Genomic DNA, 16,287 nt, shown 5'->3' with positions numbered 1-16,287 from the left:
TTTTGTCCGTGGCCTGCGTTGGCTCGGTCCTTACAGCCCGCGTTGGGGATGCTCGGACCTCGCCGCCTTGGCCACAGCCAAAATCCCTCGCCGCAGGACCCCGCGCAATTTTCGGACACGCTCTGAGGGTTGGCCGGAACGCCGATGTCCTTCAGCTTGAGCTCGGCGACTTCGACCCCGTGTTGTTTGAGGAAGTTGCCGATGAGTCGGGCAGTAAGGTGGCTCTCCCGGCCGGCTGTGGCCGAATAGACAAGGCTGACTGCGAGGCCCGTGGTTCTCCTGCGCAAGAACCCCGTTCGTGCAGCGAGCGAATTGATCTCCGAGCAGGCGGCACGGGGATCGGCCTTGAGGAATTCGGCCAGTTGCTTGTGCTGCTGGAGGACTTTTTCCAACGGCAGGTTGCTCGCTTTGGCGTAATTGGTGAGCAGGCTGATGCCGACGGTGACGATGTGGAGTTGGGTCATGGTGTTTGCGAATTGGGATTTGCAGGCGGGCGAACGTTGACACGCGATCGGGAGAGGGTTATGCAAATCGAAGTTATGTCTGTTCTGAAGGTCAAGACCAAAGCATTGCGCGGCAAGACGCGCTCGGGCCGGCGTTTGAGCGGTCGCCAACTGGCGTCGATTTTGCAGAGGATGGATACGGCAGAAACTCCGCACGAGCGGAAGCGATTGCGAAGGGAATTCATGCGCGGTTTTTACGGGGACGGTCGCGCGGATCGCCATGCCTAGAATCCGGCGCGGGAATCTTCCTCCCGCATTGTTGGCCCACCTTTTGGATCGTCGAGAGAAATGGTCCATCCCTTACGATCAAATCGCGGCTCTCGCCGATTGGCTTGCGACAGACCCGGAGGTTCCGAACGGAAAATGGTTCAAGGACTTTTCCAGTTTCAAGGTGTGCGGCCATGGGGAGCTGATCAAAACGTTTTTGCCAAAAGGACGACTGCCCGAAGGAGTGGAGGTGATTTGATCCGGACGTTGACGACCTGGACGAGGGCGAGCGGCATTGATGATTTACGATTTGCGATTTGGGATGCGGATTACTCATCGGGCAGACACTTCAGGATTTTCCTTCCGCTTGCTCGAACGCGCGGATCTTGTCGGCGAGTGAATCAACGGTTTCGCCAGCGAAGATTCTCTCGCGCAAGGCGAGATAATCCTCGCCGGAGATCGGGCGGGCAGCCAGAAATTTGGCTACCTTGGCCGGTTCGAGATGTTCGAGCAACACGGTCATGGCTTCATGGATGACCTCTTGTTCGTTGAGAGCTTTGGTGTTCATGGTAATTCGTTGAATTGAAGGACTAACGTCGCAGGGTTCACAATTTTTAGCGATCCGGCGTAACGGCGCGGCAAACGGTCGTCGCACGTCAGGAAATAATCGGCTCGGGCGGTTTCGGCGGCGGCGGCGTGCAGCGCGTCGAGCGGCTTCAGGCCCAGCGCTTCCAGGCCCGTCGCGCGTTGTTGGACTTGTTCGTTCATGGCCTGATCAATCTGACACAACTCCAGCGTTTGCTCCATGTAGCGGCGCCTTTCCGCGTCCGGATTACGGCTGTTTTCGTAACGCAGGACGCTGGAATTGATGAGCGTGATCTCGCCAGCCTGGGCCATGGCCAAGATAGTCACCAGCGCCTCGGTTTCCAGTTTGATGCGTGGCTGAGTCTGGTCATCAAAGGGGCGTTTGATCGCGCTGGTGTCAAGATAGACTTTCACAAGCTGGGCTGGACGGGAGTGCAAACAGCAGGCTGATGCCAACGGTGAGGAGGTGGTGATTCACAGGTTTTGCCGCGTCGGTGTTCGCAGATCGTGACGATTAGCTTCAGCGCCTTCGCAGCACTCGTAGAGCGGGCGCGCCACGACGGGACTCTCGTCCAAGCACTCGCTCAGCGGGGGCTTCGAAGACACAGAGTGCATACTTGTTGTTCGCAGTATTGTTGTCCGTAATGCAAACTGGACGCAGGTAGAGTCCACTGGTTTGCCGTGGCTTGCTTGAGCCAAGAGGACCTGGCTGGTCGCCCAGTTTCCCAGCCGGGAACCTGGGCCTTAGGTCTTCCTTCAGAGTTTGACCTGCGGCTCGAATTGCTTCCTCCCACGAGCTCAAACCTTGCCGATACACGAGAAAGCCGAATCGATGCTTCTTGAGCAAGCTTTCAACTTCAGCCAGTGCTTGAGATGTCAATGGAGATTCCAGGCAGCAAAAGGCACCGACTCCGCGCGTCACGCGCATACCGACAGCACCAAGCGCGAGGAAGGCTTTTAGAGCGTCATCAAAGCCTTGCCGCGCGCCGGGTGGCGGTTGTCGTCGCCAGAGCAGTTGCAGGTGGACTTTGGTGCCGGGCGGCAAGTTGCCGTGCTCGGACCAGCGAGGGCCAGGGCCGGGCTGCCCCTTCTGCTTCCCCGAGACGCTCGCGTAGTGCCACACGTAGGCCTCTGGCGCATTTGGTTCCACCTTTGGCGGGCGCCAAGGGAGTCCGCGCGCGAGTTCTGCAACTCGGACAACGAGGGTGCTGGACCTTCCCTCCTCGCCGGCAATTCCTCCGAATACTTCTTGTTCGTCAGCACGGGTCCCTCCGAACGCACGAAACCACCAGCGGAGTTGACCCCGGATTGCGGGCGCGCGGATTTCGGCACGAGCTTGGTCGGCTCCCGCACAAAAACATGGAGTGATGAATTCAAGCGTGTAGGTCTGCGAGTTCATTGGAGCTGGATGCCCAGACGTTGAAGGATTTGCTGGCCCTGTGGGCGCGAACGAAATGATTGCCAGTAGGGGTTGCTCGTGCGAAGCCGGTGACGTTCGTTTTCGGGGATAATGGCCTCGAAAAGACGGCGCAACTCCTCGACATCTCCAATAGCTGCAAGCTGTGGCAAGATGGCGGGGAAATTCTCGCGAGTGGCGCGCCCGCGCCATTGCCGGATCAGGGGATGTTCGGAAGGCTGCCGGGACGATAGGGTTTCGCCGGTGCCCTGGGTTGGAGGAGCAGCGAGAGAGGCGGGCTTGGGGCCGAACTGGAACCAGCCGTAACCTGCGGCGGTTTTGCCGCCGATTCCAAAAGTTTCGAGCGACTTTTGCAACCACCGACGAGCGAGATTCTCAAGATCATCAACTCCGTTGCCATTAGCCAAGACCACAAACGCGAACTCCGGTTCGCCCACTGCTTTGGTGACCGGGAAGACAATCGGTTCGGGGTTCTCATCGTCGAGCGCGATCTCATGCCCCGGCTCTGCCATGTAATCCATGTAATATTTCTTGTGATGGCAGGTGACCACGTCGAGTTCGATACCCGGGTCTCCATTGCGAGGATAGGCGGGCAGGAAATTTACTGCTCCAGCGAAATTGGGAAGTTGCTTCCATGCAGGTTTGCCCGGCTGGACTGCCACTCCGAAGCGCTGGCACAGTCGTCTCGCGACCTGCTCACGGAGATCGGCCCAGGTCTGCCCGCAGGCTGGCCTGAAGTCGGAGAACCGCTGACCGCGCATGTTGGTTTCGTCGCTCCAGCCTTGCTCGGTCCAGCCAAAAACCAGCGCGACGGCTTCGAGCAGACCGGCCTTTTTGTCCGGTGCCACTTCGGCCAATTCCGCGATGGCCGAGCGTCGGGCACAACCCTTGACTGCGCTGCCAGGGATGAACGGAATTCCACTGATGCGGTCCAGGCACATCCCGCCGTTTTCCAGCACGCCACCTGCAGCATTCAGGACCAGACGAGACTGGAGCCGACCAACGAGAATGCGTTCGGGCTTGCCCGCCAAGCGGTCAATGAACTGCCCCCAGTGGCGTATCTTCTGGGCAAAAAACTGGCCTGTGCGGATGCTTTCGCAGGTCCGGCGACGCCAGTCTGTGTCTTTCTCGCTGTTCGGGAAGTCCACGAATCGCTCCAGTGCCAATGTGCGGGAATGCGCCTTGGAGCGACAAAGCGCCTGCCAGACTTCGCGCGTTTCTTTGCAGGCGTAGATCATGCGGCGAACCTCTTGAGAAAGGTAAGAAACGCCACAGCTTCAGTGGTACACCGCTGGAGGTGATGCGAATCCGACTCGGTTAACTTGTCCCGCAACCCTTCGGCTGTCGGGGGCTTGGGCGCGATCAGATTCTCGCCATCCGGCAGGTTGGCCAAGTGATGAGCGATGGCGGTGGCGATGCGCAGATGCTGCTTCTTTTTTTCGAGGCTGAACGCCAGGGTGGCGAGCAACCCGTTGTTGATGATGAGCGAAGGGTAACCGCTGAGCGCGTCCCCTTCCCCTTCCCCCGCCCGAACTTGCCTAGCCACTGGCGACAGCGCATTGAAGGCGCGGACTTGCTCAAGATTTTTCATTCGCCCACCTCCTTCATTTCCGCGCTGCAGTAGCCCAGTCCAGTCGTCGCGTCCCCGCCGATCTGGATGACCGCCGGAGGTGTAATCTTGGCGAGCGCACCTGGGCGCAACTCGACCAGAGGCGCGAAGAAAAGGGCCTCCGCCGGAACGTTTTCCTGATTGAATAATGCGCCGTGGAATTGAGTACCCGTCTCGTCATCGATCCGCACATGTTGAGACACCTCGCTAGCCGCGCGGACAAAGTGAGCGAGGGCTTCGTCGTTGACCAGTGCGAGGTGTTTGGAGCACGAGTCCTTCCAAACCGCGTCGGTCAGCACCTTCCCAAGCTGTGTGAGCCATGCGCCTGTTTGCCCATTGCTCGGAAATTCGCCTTTCCACACGTAGATGTAGTCTTCGAAGATCGCTTTATCGCCTAGAGTCGCCTTGTCGAAGTACGCCTCATTGTTTTTCGGCTCTTGATCAGGTTGCAGGCTGAGAGAAAGGCGCGCCTCGCGGGCCCATCGCTTGAGTATGATCGGGCACGTAAGCCAGGCAAAACAACCGCGCCCCGACCGCACCGGAAAGGCCAGCAGCTTGGCCTCCCCGAACGAAACGGAGCCGGCGCGAGTGTTCTCCCCATCAGTGCGTTCGTCGCCAAAGATTTCGCGACCAACGTCGGTGCGTTCCCATTTGCCACTTCCGCTTTTCTTCAGGAAGGGCTCCTCGTCAGCCAGAACGCCTTTCAAGGCTGTGCCCGGAATAACCGGGAAACCAGTGTGGCGTTCGCGGATGATGGGTTGGTCAATCGCGCCCACGCTGGCGCCGGCGCCGACGTGGAGCAGCGTTCTTGTGAACAGGTAGAGGATGCGTTTGCTGCTCATAGTCTGGTTTGTAGTTCAATCATTGTTCAAAGTCAGTTGGTCGGACGTCCGCTCACGTCCCGAAGAATTTCCAGGTGCCGCAGACGCCGAGGCCGAAGCCTTTCTCGCCCATCAGCGTGCTGCGACGATTCATCCGGATTTCGGCTTTCGGATTTTCGATTTCCGATTTCTGGCCGCCATGCCAATTGAGGGCTGCGGCTAGGTTGCGCGCGTCCGTTTCCGAGTCGGCCTCAAAGTAATAGACGGCGCCAGCCGGGACAGCGAGATGGGTCTGGCGCGGGCCGTGGGCTTTGTCGTCGCCTCCTGGGGCCCACTTCTCACGCTCGTCTTGCAGGAGGTGCAGCCGCTCGGTCCAACCAGTGACTGGGGTCGGTTTGGGCACGCAGGCAGCAACGAGGTGGGCGGCAATATTCGTTTCGTTGTCGGCCCGGCGCACCGTGCGGCCTTTGGTTTCGTCCCAGACCCGTCGAACCTCGCCGGGACGGTGGTGGAGCAGCACTTTGCCGCTGTTGGGGCAAATCCAGTTTGGCAGCCAGCCGCCGGGGTGTGCGCGGATCTCTTCCCGCGACCTGGTGAAGCCCGGCTTGATTTCTGGCCAGATGGCCGGGGTAAGAAGGATCCACTTGACCAGCAAACGTTGGTTTCCAGCCTCGCCATGGGAATGGAAGTCACGGCTCATTCCAAGGGGGAATGGGGGTGTCGCGTTTTCTTTTGAAGGCTCCACCCGACACGGCCGCTGTTGACCGCCCACGATGATGGTATCGGTGGCTTCGAAGAGTTGCTCGATGCACTCGCGTAGGTCCCGGCCGCTGCCGTTGTGCTTCATGCGCAGGCTCGCGGTAAACCCGCAGCGTACCTTGGGTCGCAGGCGGAGGTATTCGGCGCTGTAGATGCGCTGGCCGTCCTGGGTCTGCGTTTCAGGGTCAATGCCGATGCCCGTGGTCCATTCAGCGGCGAACAGGTCGTCGTGGCTGAACAACTCCGCACGGGCTGGCTTCTGGCCGGCGAGGTAATCCCTCCATGCGGTGGTGCTCCACCATGGCTGGACGGTTTCTTTGGAGGGTTTGGCGCGGCTGGCCACCGTGCATTTGAGAAACGGGGCCGGAAGATTGGTCGAGCCCTGAGAGGCCTGTGGCACCAGCAACCAGCCGTCGGTGTCGTCCGAGGCAGTCGCGTCTGCCGGCGCTGGGAAAAGCCAGCGGCCGTCGGTCCAGACAGCGAACAGGCCGGCGCTGACGAGAGAGCCAAAGCGCTGGGTATCGCCGTTGCGCGGACGATGGCTGCTGCGACCGTAATCGTGTTTATGCTCCCACGCCCGCTTTTCCGGAAAGGCGCGCCAAAGGGCGGCATGAAGGGCGTCGAAGATGACGGAGGGTTCCGGCCAACGGGCGCCGTGGCCGCCGCTGGTTTCCATAGGCCGCGCATCGCGGAAGAACAACAGGTCTTGAGGTTCAAGCGTGTAGGTTTTCATGGATCAATCTGCCTGTCGGCGGATGAAGGCTTCGAGGAGGAAGAGATTGATGAATTCGCGCAGTGGCCGCGGCGCAGGCGTGGTTTTGGCCTCGTTGGGATGGGTCCAAGCAAACTGGGCTAGGTGCTCCAAGTATCGACCGCAAAGCCGCTCGAAATCTTCGCGAGTAAAGTTCAAGCCTTTTTCAGCGGCCTCTTTGTCCGTGCAAGTTTGGCGGCTAATGACAAACGCGATCTCTTTGCGTGCAATGACGAGCAGTTCCGAGGTCTTCGCGGTTTCACCGTAGCGGTGAAGCAGTTCGGCGAGGCGGTAGGGGAAACGCCCGGTGATGGCAGTCTCCCGCTTGGGATCGTCCCACGGCGTGCGGTAGTGCTTTTGCACGAAGTGGAGGAGCGCAAAGGCCGGCGACTCGAACCTGGCACCCCAGTGGATGGTCTCGCCGCTGCGCTTGAACAGCGTCACGGCCAGCGCGTCCCGGTCCCAGCCTTCCGTAGCCTTCCAGCGTTCGGCGTGTTTGGCGGAGTCTGCGTCGGACCGGTCGAAGACCAGTTTTTCCGGTGCGGCCTTGGCGCGTTTCTCGGCGCGTTGAGCCTCTTGAATCAGGTCCTGCAGCGGTTCCTTGATATGGCCGATGGCGAGGCCGACGGAGACGGTCATGCGTGGGCCTGGCACGAGCAACGGCCAGGAGGGTTCTCCCGGCTTGGGCTCAGCGAGCCAAAGAAACCCCTCCGGCGCTTCCTGTCGGAAGAGACGCCGACACTCGTCGGTCATATCCTTCAGCCTGCCTTGGAACGCCGCACGCAAGTTTGCAGCACAAGCGACGGCTTCGTCCGCCGGGAGCATGGCCAGGACGTCATCGCCGCCGGAATAGATAAGCTGGCCGTGGTGGACTTCTTCGACAATGCGGCGAGCTGCGTAGAGGCCGAAGTTGGCCAGCGCCTCACTGAACTGGAGATGCCACGACGGGCTGATCGGACGAGGCGACGCTAGCCAGGAGCGAATCCAATCTTCGGACGACTGCGGCGGCCATTGCCCCTTCCAATCAGCGGGCTTCTCCGGAGCGTTGCCGTCCGAAAGAAGTTTTTGCAACGCCTCGGCGAGCTTCCGCTTTTCGTCAGTGCTCATTGCGGGAAGCATCTTCTGCTCGAAGTAATCGCGAGCTTTGGGACTCATGACACCGCCAACGCGGGGCGACTTTTCGCCGCTGAGCCATCGGCCGATCTGGTCACCATCAAGGGCGAGCACGGCGTAGTAGGCAGGCGGCTCGCCGAGTTTGTGCGCTCTCTTCAGCGTTTCAACCCGATTGGCGGCTGCGATGATTGCCGAGTCAGAACGGACGTCTTGTCCAAGCGAAGTCCAGAACCGGACGGTGAAGATTTCGGCGTCAATCCGGTCGAGCCAGCGGTCTTCGGTCGCCTCGGTGTTTCGACCAATCTTCGCCGGAATGGCGACACCCCAAAGCTTGTCGCTGCAGGCCTCCAGAACCTCCGACAAAGAGACGACGTCTGCCCACAAGTCCTGGCTGGTCTCCATGCGTTTACGGAGTTGCTCCAACCATCCGGCCGCGGCCACGGCCGACACGGAGTCGAAAGCCTCCTTCGCACGTTCCAATTTGGGCAGATGCTTTCCGCTTTCTACCTTGTCGAGCCGGAAGAGGTAGGCTTTATGCCAGACGCGCTTGATGAGATTAGCAGCGCCGAGAGGCTCGATATGGCGGAAGAGAGGACGGAGTTCGGCACTTTTCTTGACCGCATCCTCAAGCGCTTTCGACTGCACGACCGCTTCCTCTCGGCCACTCAGGGCATCGCGATGGCCCGGCTTACGCGTCGCGTCGAAATCAAACGGACGGAAGTCACGCAGACTGCGCCGCGCATCAATGGCGTGCTGGCATAGCTGGTAATGAGCACTCCACGCCCAGCCGGGGTCAAGTTGGCCGCCGCGGTAGCACCGCTCATCGTTGTGAGCTTCGGGAATGCTCTCGACGATTTCCTTCGCCAAGTGAATGGAATTCTCTGCGCCCAGCGGCAAAGCCTTGAATGCGGCGATTGCTCTGTCAGCATCCCGCCACGGCCAGAGTTGCCAGGTGAGCTGCCAGTGACGATCGATCTGTTCGTCCCACAGGCGCTGATGATGCTCGTTGAAAGGAACCTCTTTTTCCTTCAGCCAAGCCTGACATTCCTGAGCGATGAGCCTCCATTCCTTGCGGAAGGCGTTCTCCACGTCGGCGCCGCTGAATCCCGCTGCCACGAGCGCGAGGAAGCGATTCGGGATGCCGGGAATCAGCACTTCGTTGTCATGTCGCTGCAGGTCGAGCCGTCGCTCCAGGAAATCATAAATTGGCTGCCCCTTGAGGCCCGGGAAGATGATAGCGTCCGGCCCGCATTGGTCGGCCACCGCCTTGATGGCGTGCATCGTCAGCCACGACAACAGATAGGAACCGCTCCACAAGTCGCGCGTGCTGCGCGCCTGCGCGATGAAATCCTGGACTGGGCCGACTTGGAAAATCAGGAAGGCGGGCTGAAGCTCTCCGCCTTGGCCAGCACGAGTGGCTTCCAAAGCACTAACCACGGCGCAGTGATGCCAGATGGAGCCATCGGGAATGCGCGTGTCCGCGGAAAGGTAAGGCAGGAGTTCCGCTCCGCGGCCCTTGCCGCCGGCATGATCGGCGGCGTGTTCGGACCATCTCCGCCAGGCGCGGAGGAACAGAGTCTGCGGATCACTGCTCTTCCATTCCGGGCGGATGTCGGAAAGCCACTGTTCAGCGTCACTTTGGCCGGGATAGACCAACGACCCGGTGGGCAGCGCGGGATTGTCGTTGTCGTCCCGACCGCTCAGCGGGTGGACGAACGCAACCTTGAGCTCTTCACTCAAGGAAGCGCCGACCTTGCTGCCGTGCGGAAAGACGAAACGATCAGCGGCGGCCGCAGACCAGTCGGGATTGCCGCCCATACTTCGCCACAGGTCACCTACGCCGAAGCTCTCGGCATGGATCCTGGCACGCTCCTTATGGTGCTCTCCGAAATCGTAAGCCTTCTCCGGCGGGTCGTGGAGGTAGGCGGCGAGTTTTCGTCTCCAGTCGGTCATGGCTCAATCATGCGGTTGAGGATTCCTGGTTGTCGCGAGTTCTGATTTGGGGCTGTAAACGGTTCTCCGCAGACAAGCGCGGATGACATGCAGTGATTCATGTTCACGGCGGACAGTGTCGGCGAGGCAGCGGGCGGGCGCGAGAGTACGGACGTCCGGGGACGTCGGGGGGATTCTCGCTGAGGACGCTGCTTCCATGCACCAGTTCCTTTGGCTTGCTGATGCGAATGCTAGCGCGTGCCCGAACAGGGGCAAGGGGAAGTTATTCCTTCTTGTTCACACCTTGTTCACGGTCAGACGACCCAGGGCGGGCGCGGCAGAATTGTGATTTACGATTTATGATTTCTGATTTGCGATTTCTGGCCGTCAATGTGCCGCTCCACGCCGGATCAAACTCCGCAACATTTCTTGAACTTCTTCCCACTCCCGCACGGGCACGGGTCTTTGCGGCCCACTTTCACTTCGGACCTATGACTCCGGATTGCGGAGACGATCTGGCGGAGGATCGAGGCTGGCGCTGACGAGTGTTGCGTTTTGCGGTGTTCATGCGCGTTGCTCTCGAAGTGAAGTTAGGGGATGCCCAGTTCCTGAAGCATCAAAGTCAGATTGCGTCCCGCTGTCACCGCCTCGCGCTCGCCGAGCGGCGTTCGTTGATAATGCTCGCGGAGTTTCTCCGGCTCGACAATCTTGAGCCGCAGCATCGCGCGGATCAGATCCAAATCCTTCTCCCGTCCGACCATCAGTTGACGATGGCCAGGTCATACGGATCGAGAGCGAAGACGTTGTCGTAGCCGGGCACAGGATGGAGCCGGGATTCCCACCCGGCCGGCAGCGTTTCCGCGATGACCGGGCGGAGGGATGTCAGCGTAGTAGCCGTGGTGCTCCTCGAAGACGCTCTCGTGCCCGATCGCTTCTTTGAGGAGATCGGCAATTCGCTGGTCGATGGGATCGAGGAAAAAATCGGCATCCAGGGAAACTTCAAGAGGCTGTCCCGGATCGCCAAGTCCGGGATGAGTTGGCAGCAGCGAACTGGACCCGAGAATGATGATGCGTCGCGGCCGGACGAGAGCCGCCACCGAGTCGAGTAAATGCTTCAAAAATGGTAGGCGCATAAGGAAACCGCCTGGCGGCGTTCGGCGGCGGTGAGCACGCCGGCAAACGGGGCAAAGTCGCGGAAGCGTTCCGTCTTCGGACTGCGGTCGCGCAGGAGCCGGAGCAATTCCTGGAAACCCTCCGAGGATTGTTGCGCGCGCAGGATGATCTCGCGCCACTGTTCCAGGCGGTGCGGCGCCGTGTGGCCTTTGGCGATCCAGCGGTCGATGTTCTCCAGTGGAATGTTCAGGAGGGCCTCCCTGGTGTCAGCGTTGGCTTGCTCAAGCTTATCGGCCACCAGGTCATGCAGGGTTTTCATGGTGCATTGCCTCCATAACATTTCTCGAAGCTGATTTTCTCGCAGTCGCAAGCTGGATTGCTGCAAACGAAAATCCGGGCCCTGACCGTTTGCCTGGCGAACGGGCCGTGTTCAAAGTCGAACCGAGCCGTGCCGTGGCTCAGATTATCGGGTGACTCCAATTTCATGTGTGCGTCAGTCTAAGCCGCGCCTGGCCAAGTTGCCATTCCGTTTCGGGTCGCGCCGACGTTTCGCGCCCGCGCCGCACGACCGGTGATGGGCATGCCTCCTCCAAATCATAAATCAATAATTCATAAATCCTAAATTCACCTCGGGTCGTGGTTGAAGATTTCGACCGGACCGGTGACGGGGGAATCGTAGAACAGCTTGCGGGCGCGGCCGTGGAGCGCGTGAGCGATGCGCAGGTAAAGCCACACGGGCGCTGGACCGGTCAACGTGGCATCGGCGCCGGGAGGCACCCGCTCCTTGACGTGAGATACGTACGTGGCCAGGTCGGCGAGCTTGGCCTGATATCGCGAAATCAAACTTCAAGAATCATGCATTCAGAAAGGCACAGCGCAGATAGCCAGAGTGATGGGAACGCGGTAAGTTTCATGCAAGTAATTGAGGAAGTCGCCGATCAGCCGGGCGGTCAGTTGGCTCTCGAGATGTTCGGTGGCGGCATAGACAAGGCTTACGGCCAGGCCCTTGGTTTTCTTTCGCAGGAAACCTGTCCGGGCATCGAGCGAATTGATCTCCGAGCAGGCGGCGCGCGGATCCGCTTTCAGGAATTCCGCCAGTTGCTTGTGCCGGCGCAGCGCGTTTTCCAAAGGCAGGTTGTTCGCTTTGGCGAGATTGCTCAGCAAGCTGACGCCGACGGTGACGATGTGGAGTTGGTTCATGGGTATCCCGGTTGATTTACCAAAGGCATTTAACTCCGCGGTACTGGGAGATGGTTTCATCGGAAGTAAGAACCGTCAGCAAATGGGTCTGGGCCAGCACGACAAGGACACGATCAAAAGGATCGCGATGGATCGGTGGCAGGGCCGCGGCAGCACAGGCCAGGCTGGCATCGAGCGGGAGTTCCCGCAGGCGGTACCGCGCCGACAATCCAAGAAACCACTGCGCCGGTGGCTCGCCGAGTTGGAGTTTGCCGGCCGCGACCTTGATCGCCACTTCCCAGGGACTGACGACGGACACGCTGGCCTCCGGAGCCGTACGCAAAGCAGCGGCGGCGCGCTCCGGCAAGTCACCCCGAGCCAGCGCCAGGAGCGCGCATGTGTCGAGCAAAACGTTCATCGCAGGCCAGCGGGCCACTCCGCTTCCGAGAGTGGCTCTGCGGGGTCGTAGCCGGGGGAGAATTCGACGCGGAAGCGCGGATCGGGTGTGAGGTCTCGCACCTGGCGAGAGCGTTTAGCACGGCGACGGATTTCCGCGACCTCGCGCCCGTCGCGGCACAGCACGACGGTTTCGTTGCGGTCTTCGACGGCCTTGACCAGCTCCGAGAGCCGCGTCTTGGCTTCGTGCATGTTGACGGTAATCATGGTTAGCTAGACTAGCTAGGGTGGACCGCTTCGGCAAGCGGTACGGCGAGGAATGAAATTAGCAGGAAGGCTGAGGCCGTATCGTGTCCTACTGCGGCCTGAGGAGTCGGAAGAAGCGGTTTTGATTCGTCTTGGCCAGCGTCACTTGCCGCTGATCCCCCACCACAACTGAGCGGTTGGTTACCGCCAGCCAATTCGCACCGGCGACGCGGTCGCCCGCTTGCACCTGAAACCTCCAGCCCGCCGCGGGCCACGACAGAAGCATTTGCTGGCCGGCCAACGGTTTGATGCTCAAGCGCACGGGACTGGTGATCTCAGGCAACAAGACGAATGCGTTGGTGCTCGCCACAATCCCCGCCGGTGTCGTGACGCTGATGGACCCAGTCACGGCATCAGGCGGCACCCACGCCAAGATTTCGTTGGGTGTCGGATTGGTGAAAGTTGCGGCACCGCCATTGAACCGCACGGCCTGGACCTGCGTAAAATTCGTTCCCCGAAGGGTTACGGGCGTGTCCGGCACTCCGTTTGTCGGGAAAAAATCCGTGATGATCGGCGCGACAACGAACACTTCTGCGCTGAAAGACGCCCCTGCAAGGGTGGCCACGCTCAGAGGACCCGTGCTGGCGCCTGGAGGAACCGTGCATGTGATCTGTGTCGGCGCCGTAACCGCAAAGTTGGCATTCACTCCGTTGAACTTTACCGCAGTCGCCCCCAGGAAGTTCAGTCCGTGAATCAAGACGGCTGTTCCAGGAGATCCCACCGCCGGAGAAAACCCAGTCACAACCGGCTTCTCCGCAGCGACTACGAATTGGTTCGTGCTCGATCCAGTCCCTTGAGCCGTCGTCACACTGATCGGCCCTGTGACCGCGCCGGTCGGCACCGTGGACCGAATCTGAGTCGGACTCACCAAAGCGCTGGCGTTGGCCGCGACGCCGCCGAACTTCACCGCTACCAACCCGCCCAAATTCACGCCGTCGATTGTCACGACAGTGCCGGGCGGCCCGTTTGTTGGCGTGAATTCCGCGATCACCGGGCTGGTCGTGACCACAAATGGCTTGGAACTGGTTCCTGTTCCCTTCGATGTAACCACGCTGATCGGGCCGGTGACGGCTCCCAAAGGCACCACGACCCTGATTTGAGTCGGAGAAGGCGCGGAGAAACTGGCAGAGGCGACTCCGTTAAACTTGACCGTAGTTGCGCCTGTGAAATTCGCACCCTCAATGATAACTGTCGTCCCGGGCGGACCTGCCGCCGGCGAAAAATCCGTGATCACCGGGGAGGAGGTGACCACGAACGCCCTCGCGCTGGCGCCGGTGCCGGAAAGGCTCGAAACAGTGATGGGCCCCGTGGTCGCTCCCGTTGGAACCGTGGCGCTGATCTGAGTTGGCGCCGTGACGAAGAAGCTGGCGGCATTGACGCCGTTGAACTTCACGGACGTTGCGCCCGCGAAATACCGGCCTTCGATGACCACCAGTGCTCCTGCCACGCCGTTGGTCGGGGAGAAGTCCGAAATGATCGGTTCGGTTCCCGTCACGACAAATTGGTTGGTGCTGGCGCCGGTCCCAACAGGTGTCGTGACCGTAATGAGGCCGGAGGTCGCTCCCTTGGGCACCGTCGCATGAATCTGATTCTGTGCAGTTACGACGAAGGCGGCGTTGGCGCCGTTGAATCGGACGGCGTTTGCGTCGGTGAAGTTCGCACCTTCAATGATCACGACCGAGCCAGGCGCGGCGTTCGTGGGCGTTAAGCTGGTGATCCACGGAGCCACTCGGAAAGGAACTGACGTCACGGCCGTTCCCAGAGAAGTTGTTACGCTGATCGGCCCTGTCGTGGCTCCCAGCGGAACCGTGGCAACCACGCGCGATGGCGAAACATGAGTGAACAATGCGACATCCGTGTTGAATCGCACTTCAACGACCCGGCTGAAATTTGCGCCGTCGATCGTAACGCTGTCGCCGGGTGCGCCACTGATGGGAGTGAAGCCTGTGATTGTGGGAAGGGCCGCGCCGAAAGCCGGCATCATCGCGAGCAGAAAATCAAAGAGCAGAACCGCAGCGAACGCCTTCAATCGGGTCCAAGCTGCGATCTCCCTCCGCCTGAACCTGACGGTAGGGCGAGCCTGTCCCCAGCGAGCGGAGTCGGACGTCTTACAAGCACGTCGAGCGGCTCGCCGGGACGGACTCGCCCTACCGGGTTCATGGGGCGAGAGCATGGCAATCTCACCAAGGAAGCTTCCCGTGAACAAACCCACCCCTTCTCCCCTCCCAGGAGGGGAAACGATCAATTCAGCCGGACGCACGCGGGGAAGATATGCATTTCCAAAGCCAGCGCAAATCATCCGTGTAATCCGTGGTCCTGTTTTCCAAACAAAGCGGTTTCGATCACTTCCAGTGAAAGAACAGCGTCTGAACATCTCGTGGATTTCCCGGATTGCGGCGCAGGACGGCCACGAACCGGCGCGTGTATTGATTGATCCGGGCATCCACCAGAACCTGGAACGTGAAGCTCCGCGTCGTGAAGTTCCCCGCCAGTTGCTGCACCATCTGCGGAGGCAACCCTGGAACGTTGATGAGTTCTCCCGGAGAACGGAACGGTAGATCGTCCTCGTTCCCTTCCACTCCATCCCAGCCGGCGCGAGCCGTCACGATTGCCTGAGCCAAAAGCGGGTCCAGTCCCGGCACGAGTTGAAGCACCTGAGCCGGAGCCGTGTTGATGTTGAGGGTGCCGACTGACAAGGACGTGAAGACATCCGCCAGCCCCGAAGGCGCCGAGGCTCCCAGACCCGCGAACGGGCTGGCGGACGCCACCAACGCAGGTTGGTTCAGGCTCGGTCCCGAAGAACCCCAAAAGATTTCCGGCGTCACGCCACGAATCATCAGCAACTCCGCCAGGTCATCGATCGGGCCATTCTTCGCGACATAGGGCGTAAAACCCGGATTGGGATTGCTCATGTATTCCCGGCTCTCCGTTCCGCTCAAGTGGGGATCATCATCCGGATCAATCCAATCGAGAAACGAATCGCTGATCACGGAGGAATCGCCCGGGCTGACGCCCAACAAAGCCAGCGCCTGCAGGAGCAGCGGGAGGGTCCGTTCGTTGACCATATTGATGTTAAACTTCCGCTCCAGATCCGTGATCTTGACCGAGAACGTCCCCGCGCCGAGTTCATTGTTCTCCAGCGAAATCGTTTCCAGAACTTCATTTGTGCCCATCGGCCCGCCGGCCCACTTCTGATTCAACGAATCCCACGGCTCGGTCGTCACGTTCAGGTGTTGCACCAGAATGTAACGGGCGAATTCGACGCCCGAACGGCCCAGCCATTCGAGGTCCGCTTCAAAGCTCGTGTTTCGCGCGAGCTTGGTTTCGACTTTCATCGAATACGCAAAGCCGCCGGCGATGATCGCCAGCACCAGAATCACGATCATGACGATCACCAACGCGATCCCGCGCGGCTGTGTGTTCGGGGAAATCTTCATGGTCGAACTCTTAACCGGAACAATTCAATTCAACCACGAATGGACACCAATAAACACGAATCTGGATGGAGATAGAAAGCCGCATCGAACCGCTTTGCGTCCGACGTCGAGAAGCGCTGATCCCCAATCCCATTCGTGTCGATTCGTGTTCATTTGTGG

18 protein-coding genes and 1 pseudogene are annotated in these 16,287 nt (G+C 60.1%); 1 reads left to right on the top strand and 18 read right to left on the bottom strand.

Annotated elements, in window-relative coordinates; translation table 11 throughout:
* Window positions 1-464: hypothetical protein (locus FJ398_09475; GenBank protein ID MBM3838180.1), on the bottom strand; the 464-nt coding region annotated here is incomplete at its 3' end.
* A gap of 60 nt (window positions 465-524) precedes the next feature.
* On the opposite strand from FJ398_09475, the gene FJ398_09470 reads away from it, so the two are divergent.
* Entirely contained in the window at window positions 525-731 is a 207-nt protein-coding gene (locus FJ398_09470; protein ID MBM3838179.1) for a hypothetical protein, read from the top strand.
* Window positions 732-1,059: 328 nt separating this feature from the next.
* Here the strand turns inward: FJ398_09470 and FJ398_09465 are convergent, their stop codons facing one another.
* From FJ398_09465 to FJ398_09385, 17 genes and pseudogenes are all read right to left on the bottom strand, one after another.
* On the bottom strand, window positions 1,060-1,278 hold the full coding sequence (locus tag FJ398_09465) for a hypothetical protein (GenBank protein MBM3838178.1): 219 nt from the start codon (window positions 1,276-1,278) through the stop codon (window positions 1,060-1,062).
* Window positions 1,275-1,709: a PIN domain-containing protein gene (locus FJ398_09460; protein MBM3838177.1), complete on the bottom strand. Its 435-nt coding sequence runs from the start codon at window positions 1,707-1,709 to the stop codon at window positions 1,275-1,277. The genes FJ398_09465 and FJ398_09460 overlap by 4 nt, the downstream gene beginning before the upstream one ends.
* Before the next feature lie 106 nt (window positions 1,710-1,815).
* Window positions 1,816-2,904, bottom strand: a complete 1,089-nt coding sequence (gene cmr1 / locus FJ398_09455) for a type III-B CRISPR module RAMP protein Cmr1 (protein ID MBM3838176.1) — start codon at window positions 2,902-2,904, stop codon at window positions 1,816-1,818.
* The gene (gene cmr6, locus FJ398_09450) at window positions 2,691-3,950 is read right to left on the bottom strand and encodes a type III-B CRISPR module RAMP protein Cmr6 (GenBank protein ID MBM3838175.1); all 1,260 of its coding nucleotides are present in this window, start codon (window positions 3,948-3,950) and stop codon (window positions 2,691-2,693) included. The genes cmr1 and cmr6 overlap by 214 nt, the downstream gene beginning before the upstream one ends.
* On the bottom strand, window positions 3,947-4,303 hold the full coding sequence (gene cmr5 / locus FJ398_09445) for a type III-B CRISPR module-associated protein Cmr5 (GenBank protein MBM3838174.1): 357 nt from the start codon (window positions 4,301-4,303) through the stop codon (window positions 3,947-3,949). Before cmr5 ends, cmr6 begins: the two co-directional genes overlap by 4 nt.
* A complete protein-coding gene (gene cmr4 / locus FJ398_09440; GenBank protein ID MBM3838173.1) occupies window positions 4,300-5,163 on the bottom strand; it encodes a type III-B CRISPR module RAMP protein Cmr4 in 864 nt (287 codons plus the stop codon). The genes cmr5 and cmr4 overlap by 4 nt, the downstream gene beginning before the upstream one ends.
* A gap of 52 nt (window positions 5,164-5,215) precedes the next feature.
* A complete protein-coding gene (locus FJ398_09435) occupies window positions 5,216-6,634 on the bottom strand; it encodes a hypothetical protein (protein ID MBM3838172.1) in 1,419 nt (472 codons plus the stop codon).
* A gap of 3 nt (window positions 6,635-6,637) precedes the next feature.
* Window positions 6,638-9,718 carry a type III-B CRISPR-associated protein Cas10/Cmr2 gene (gene cas10 / locus FJ398_09430; GenBank protein ID MBM3838171.1) on the bottom strand — a complete coding sequence of 1,027 codons (3,081 nt, stop codon included), beginning with the start codon at window positions 9,716-9,718 and terminating at the stop codon, window positions 6,638-6,640.
* A 389-nt stretch (window positions 9,719-10,107) separates the two neighbouring features.
* A pseudogene (locus tag FJ398_09425) lies at window positions 10,108-10,188 on the bottom strand (hypothetical protein).
* 269 nt (window positions 10,189-10,457) lie between these two features.
* Window positions 10,458-10,685, bottom strand: a complete 228-nt coding sequence (locus FJ398_09420) for a hypothetical protein (GenBank protein MBM3838170.1) — start codon at window positions 10,683-10,685, stop codon at window positions 10,458-10,460.
* 126 nt (window positions 10,686-10,811) lie between these two features.
* Window positions 10,812-11,129: a hypothetical protein gene (locus FJ398_09415; protein ID MBM3838169.1), complete on the bottom strand. Its 318-nt coding sequence runs from the start codon at window positions 11,127-11,129 to the stop codon at window positions 10,812-10,814.
* Window positions 11,130-11,434: 305 nt separating this feature from the next.
* Window positions 11,435-11,653, bottom strand: coding sequence for a hypothetical protein (locus FJ398_09410; GenBank protein MBM3838168.1), 219 nt, complete (start codon window positions 11,651-11,653; stop codon window positions 11,435-11,437).
* A gap of 18 nt (window positions 11,654-11,671) precedes the next feature.
* Window positions 11,672-12,010, bottom strand: coding sequence for a hypothetical protein (locus tag FJ398_09405; protein MBM3838167.1), 339 nt, complete (start codon window positions 12,008-12,010; stop codon window positions 11,672-11,674).
* Between the two features lie 16 nt (window positions 12,011-12,026).
* A complete protein-coding gene (locus FJ398_09400) occupies window positions 12,027-12,425 on the bottom strand; it encodes a type II toxin-antitoxin system VapC family toxin (GenBank protein ID MBM3838166.1) in 399 nt (132 codons plus the stop codon).
* A complete protein-coding gene (locus FJ398_09395; GenBank protein MBM3838165.1) occupies window positions 12,404-12,652 on the bottom strand; it encodes a type II toxin-antitoxin system Phd/YefM family antitoxin in 249 nt (82 codons plus the stop codon). The genes FJ398_09400 and FJ398_09395 overlap by 22 nt, the downstream gene beginning before the upstream one ends.
* Before the next feature lie 88 nt (window positions 12,653-12,740).
* A complete protein-coding gene (locus tag FJ398_09390) occupies window positions 12,741-15,134 on the bottom strand; it encodes a hypothetical protein (protein MBM3838164.1) in 2,394 nt (797 codons plus the stop codon).
* The gene (locus FJ398_09385; GenBank protein ID MBM3838163.1) at window positions 15,034-16,128 is read right to left on the bottom strand and encodes a hypothetical protein; all 1,095 of its coding nucleotides are present in this window, start codon (window positions 16,126-16,128) and stop codon (window positions 15,034-15,036) included. Before FJ398_09385 ends, FJ398_09390 begins: the two co-directional genes overlap by 101 nt.
* Window positions 16,129-16,287 lie beyond the last annotated feature (159 nt).

This window comes from Verrucomicrobiota bacterium (assembly GCA_016871535.1).
In the GTDB taxonomy this organism is placed as follows: domain Bacteria; phylum Verrucomicrobiota; class Verrucomicrobiia; order Limisphaerales; family SIBE01; genus VHCZ01.
Note: the sequence above shows the minus strand (reverse complement) of the source record. Positions and strands in the feature narration are given on the sequence as shown.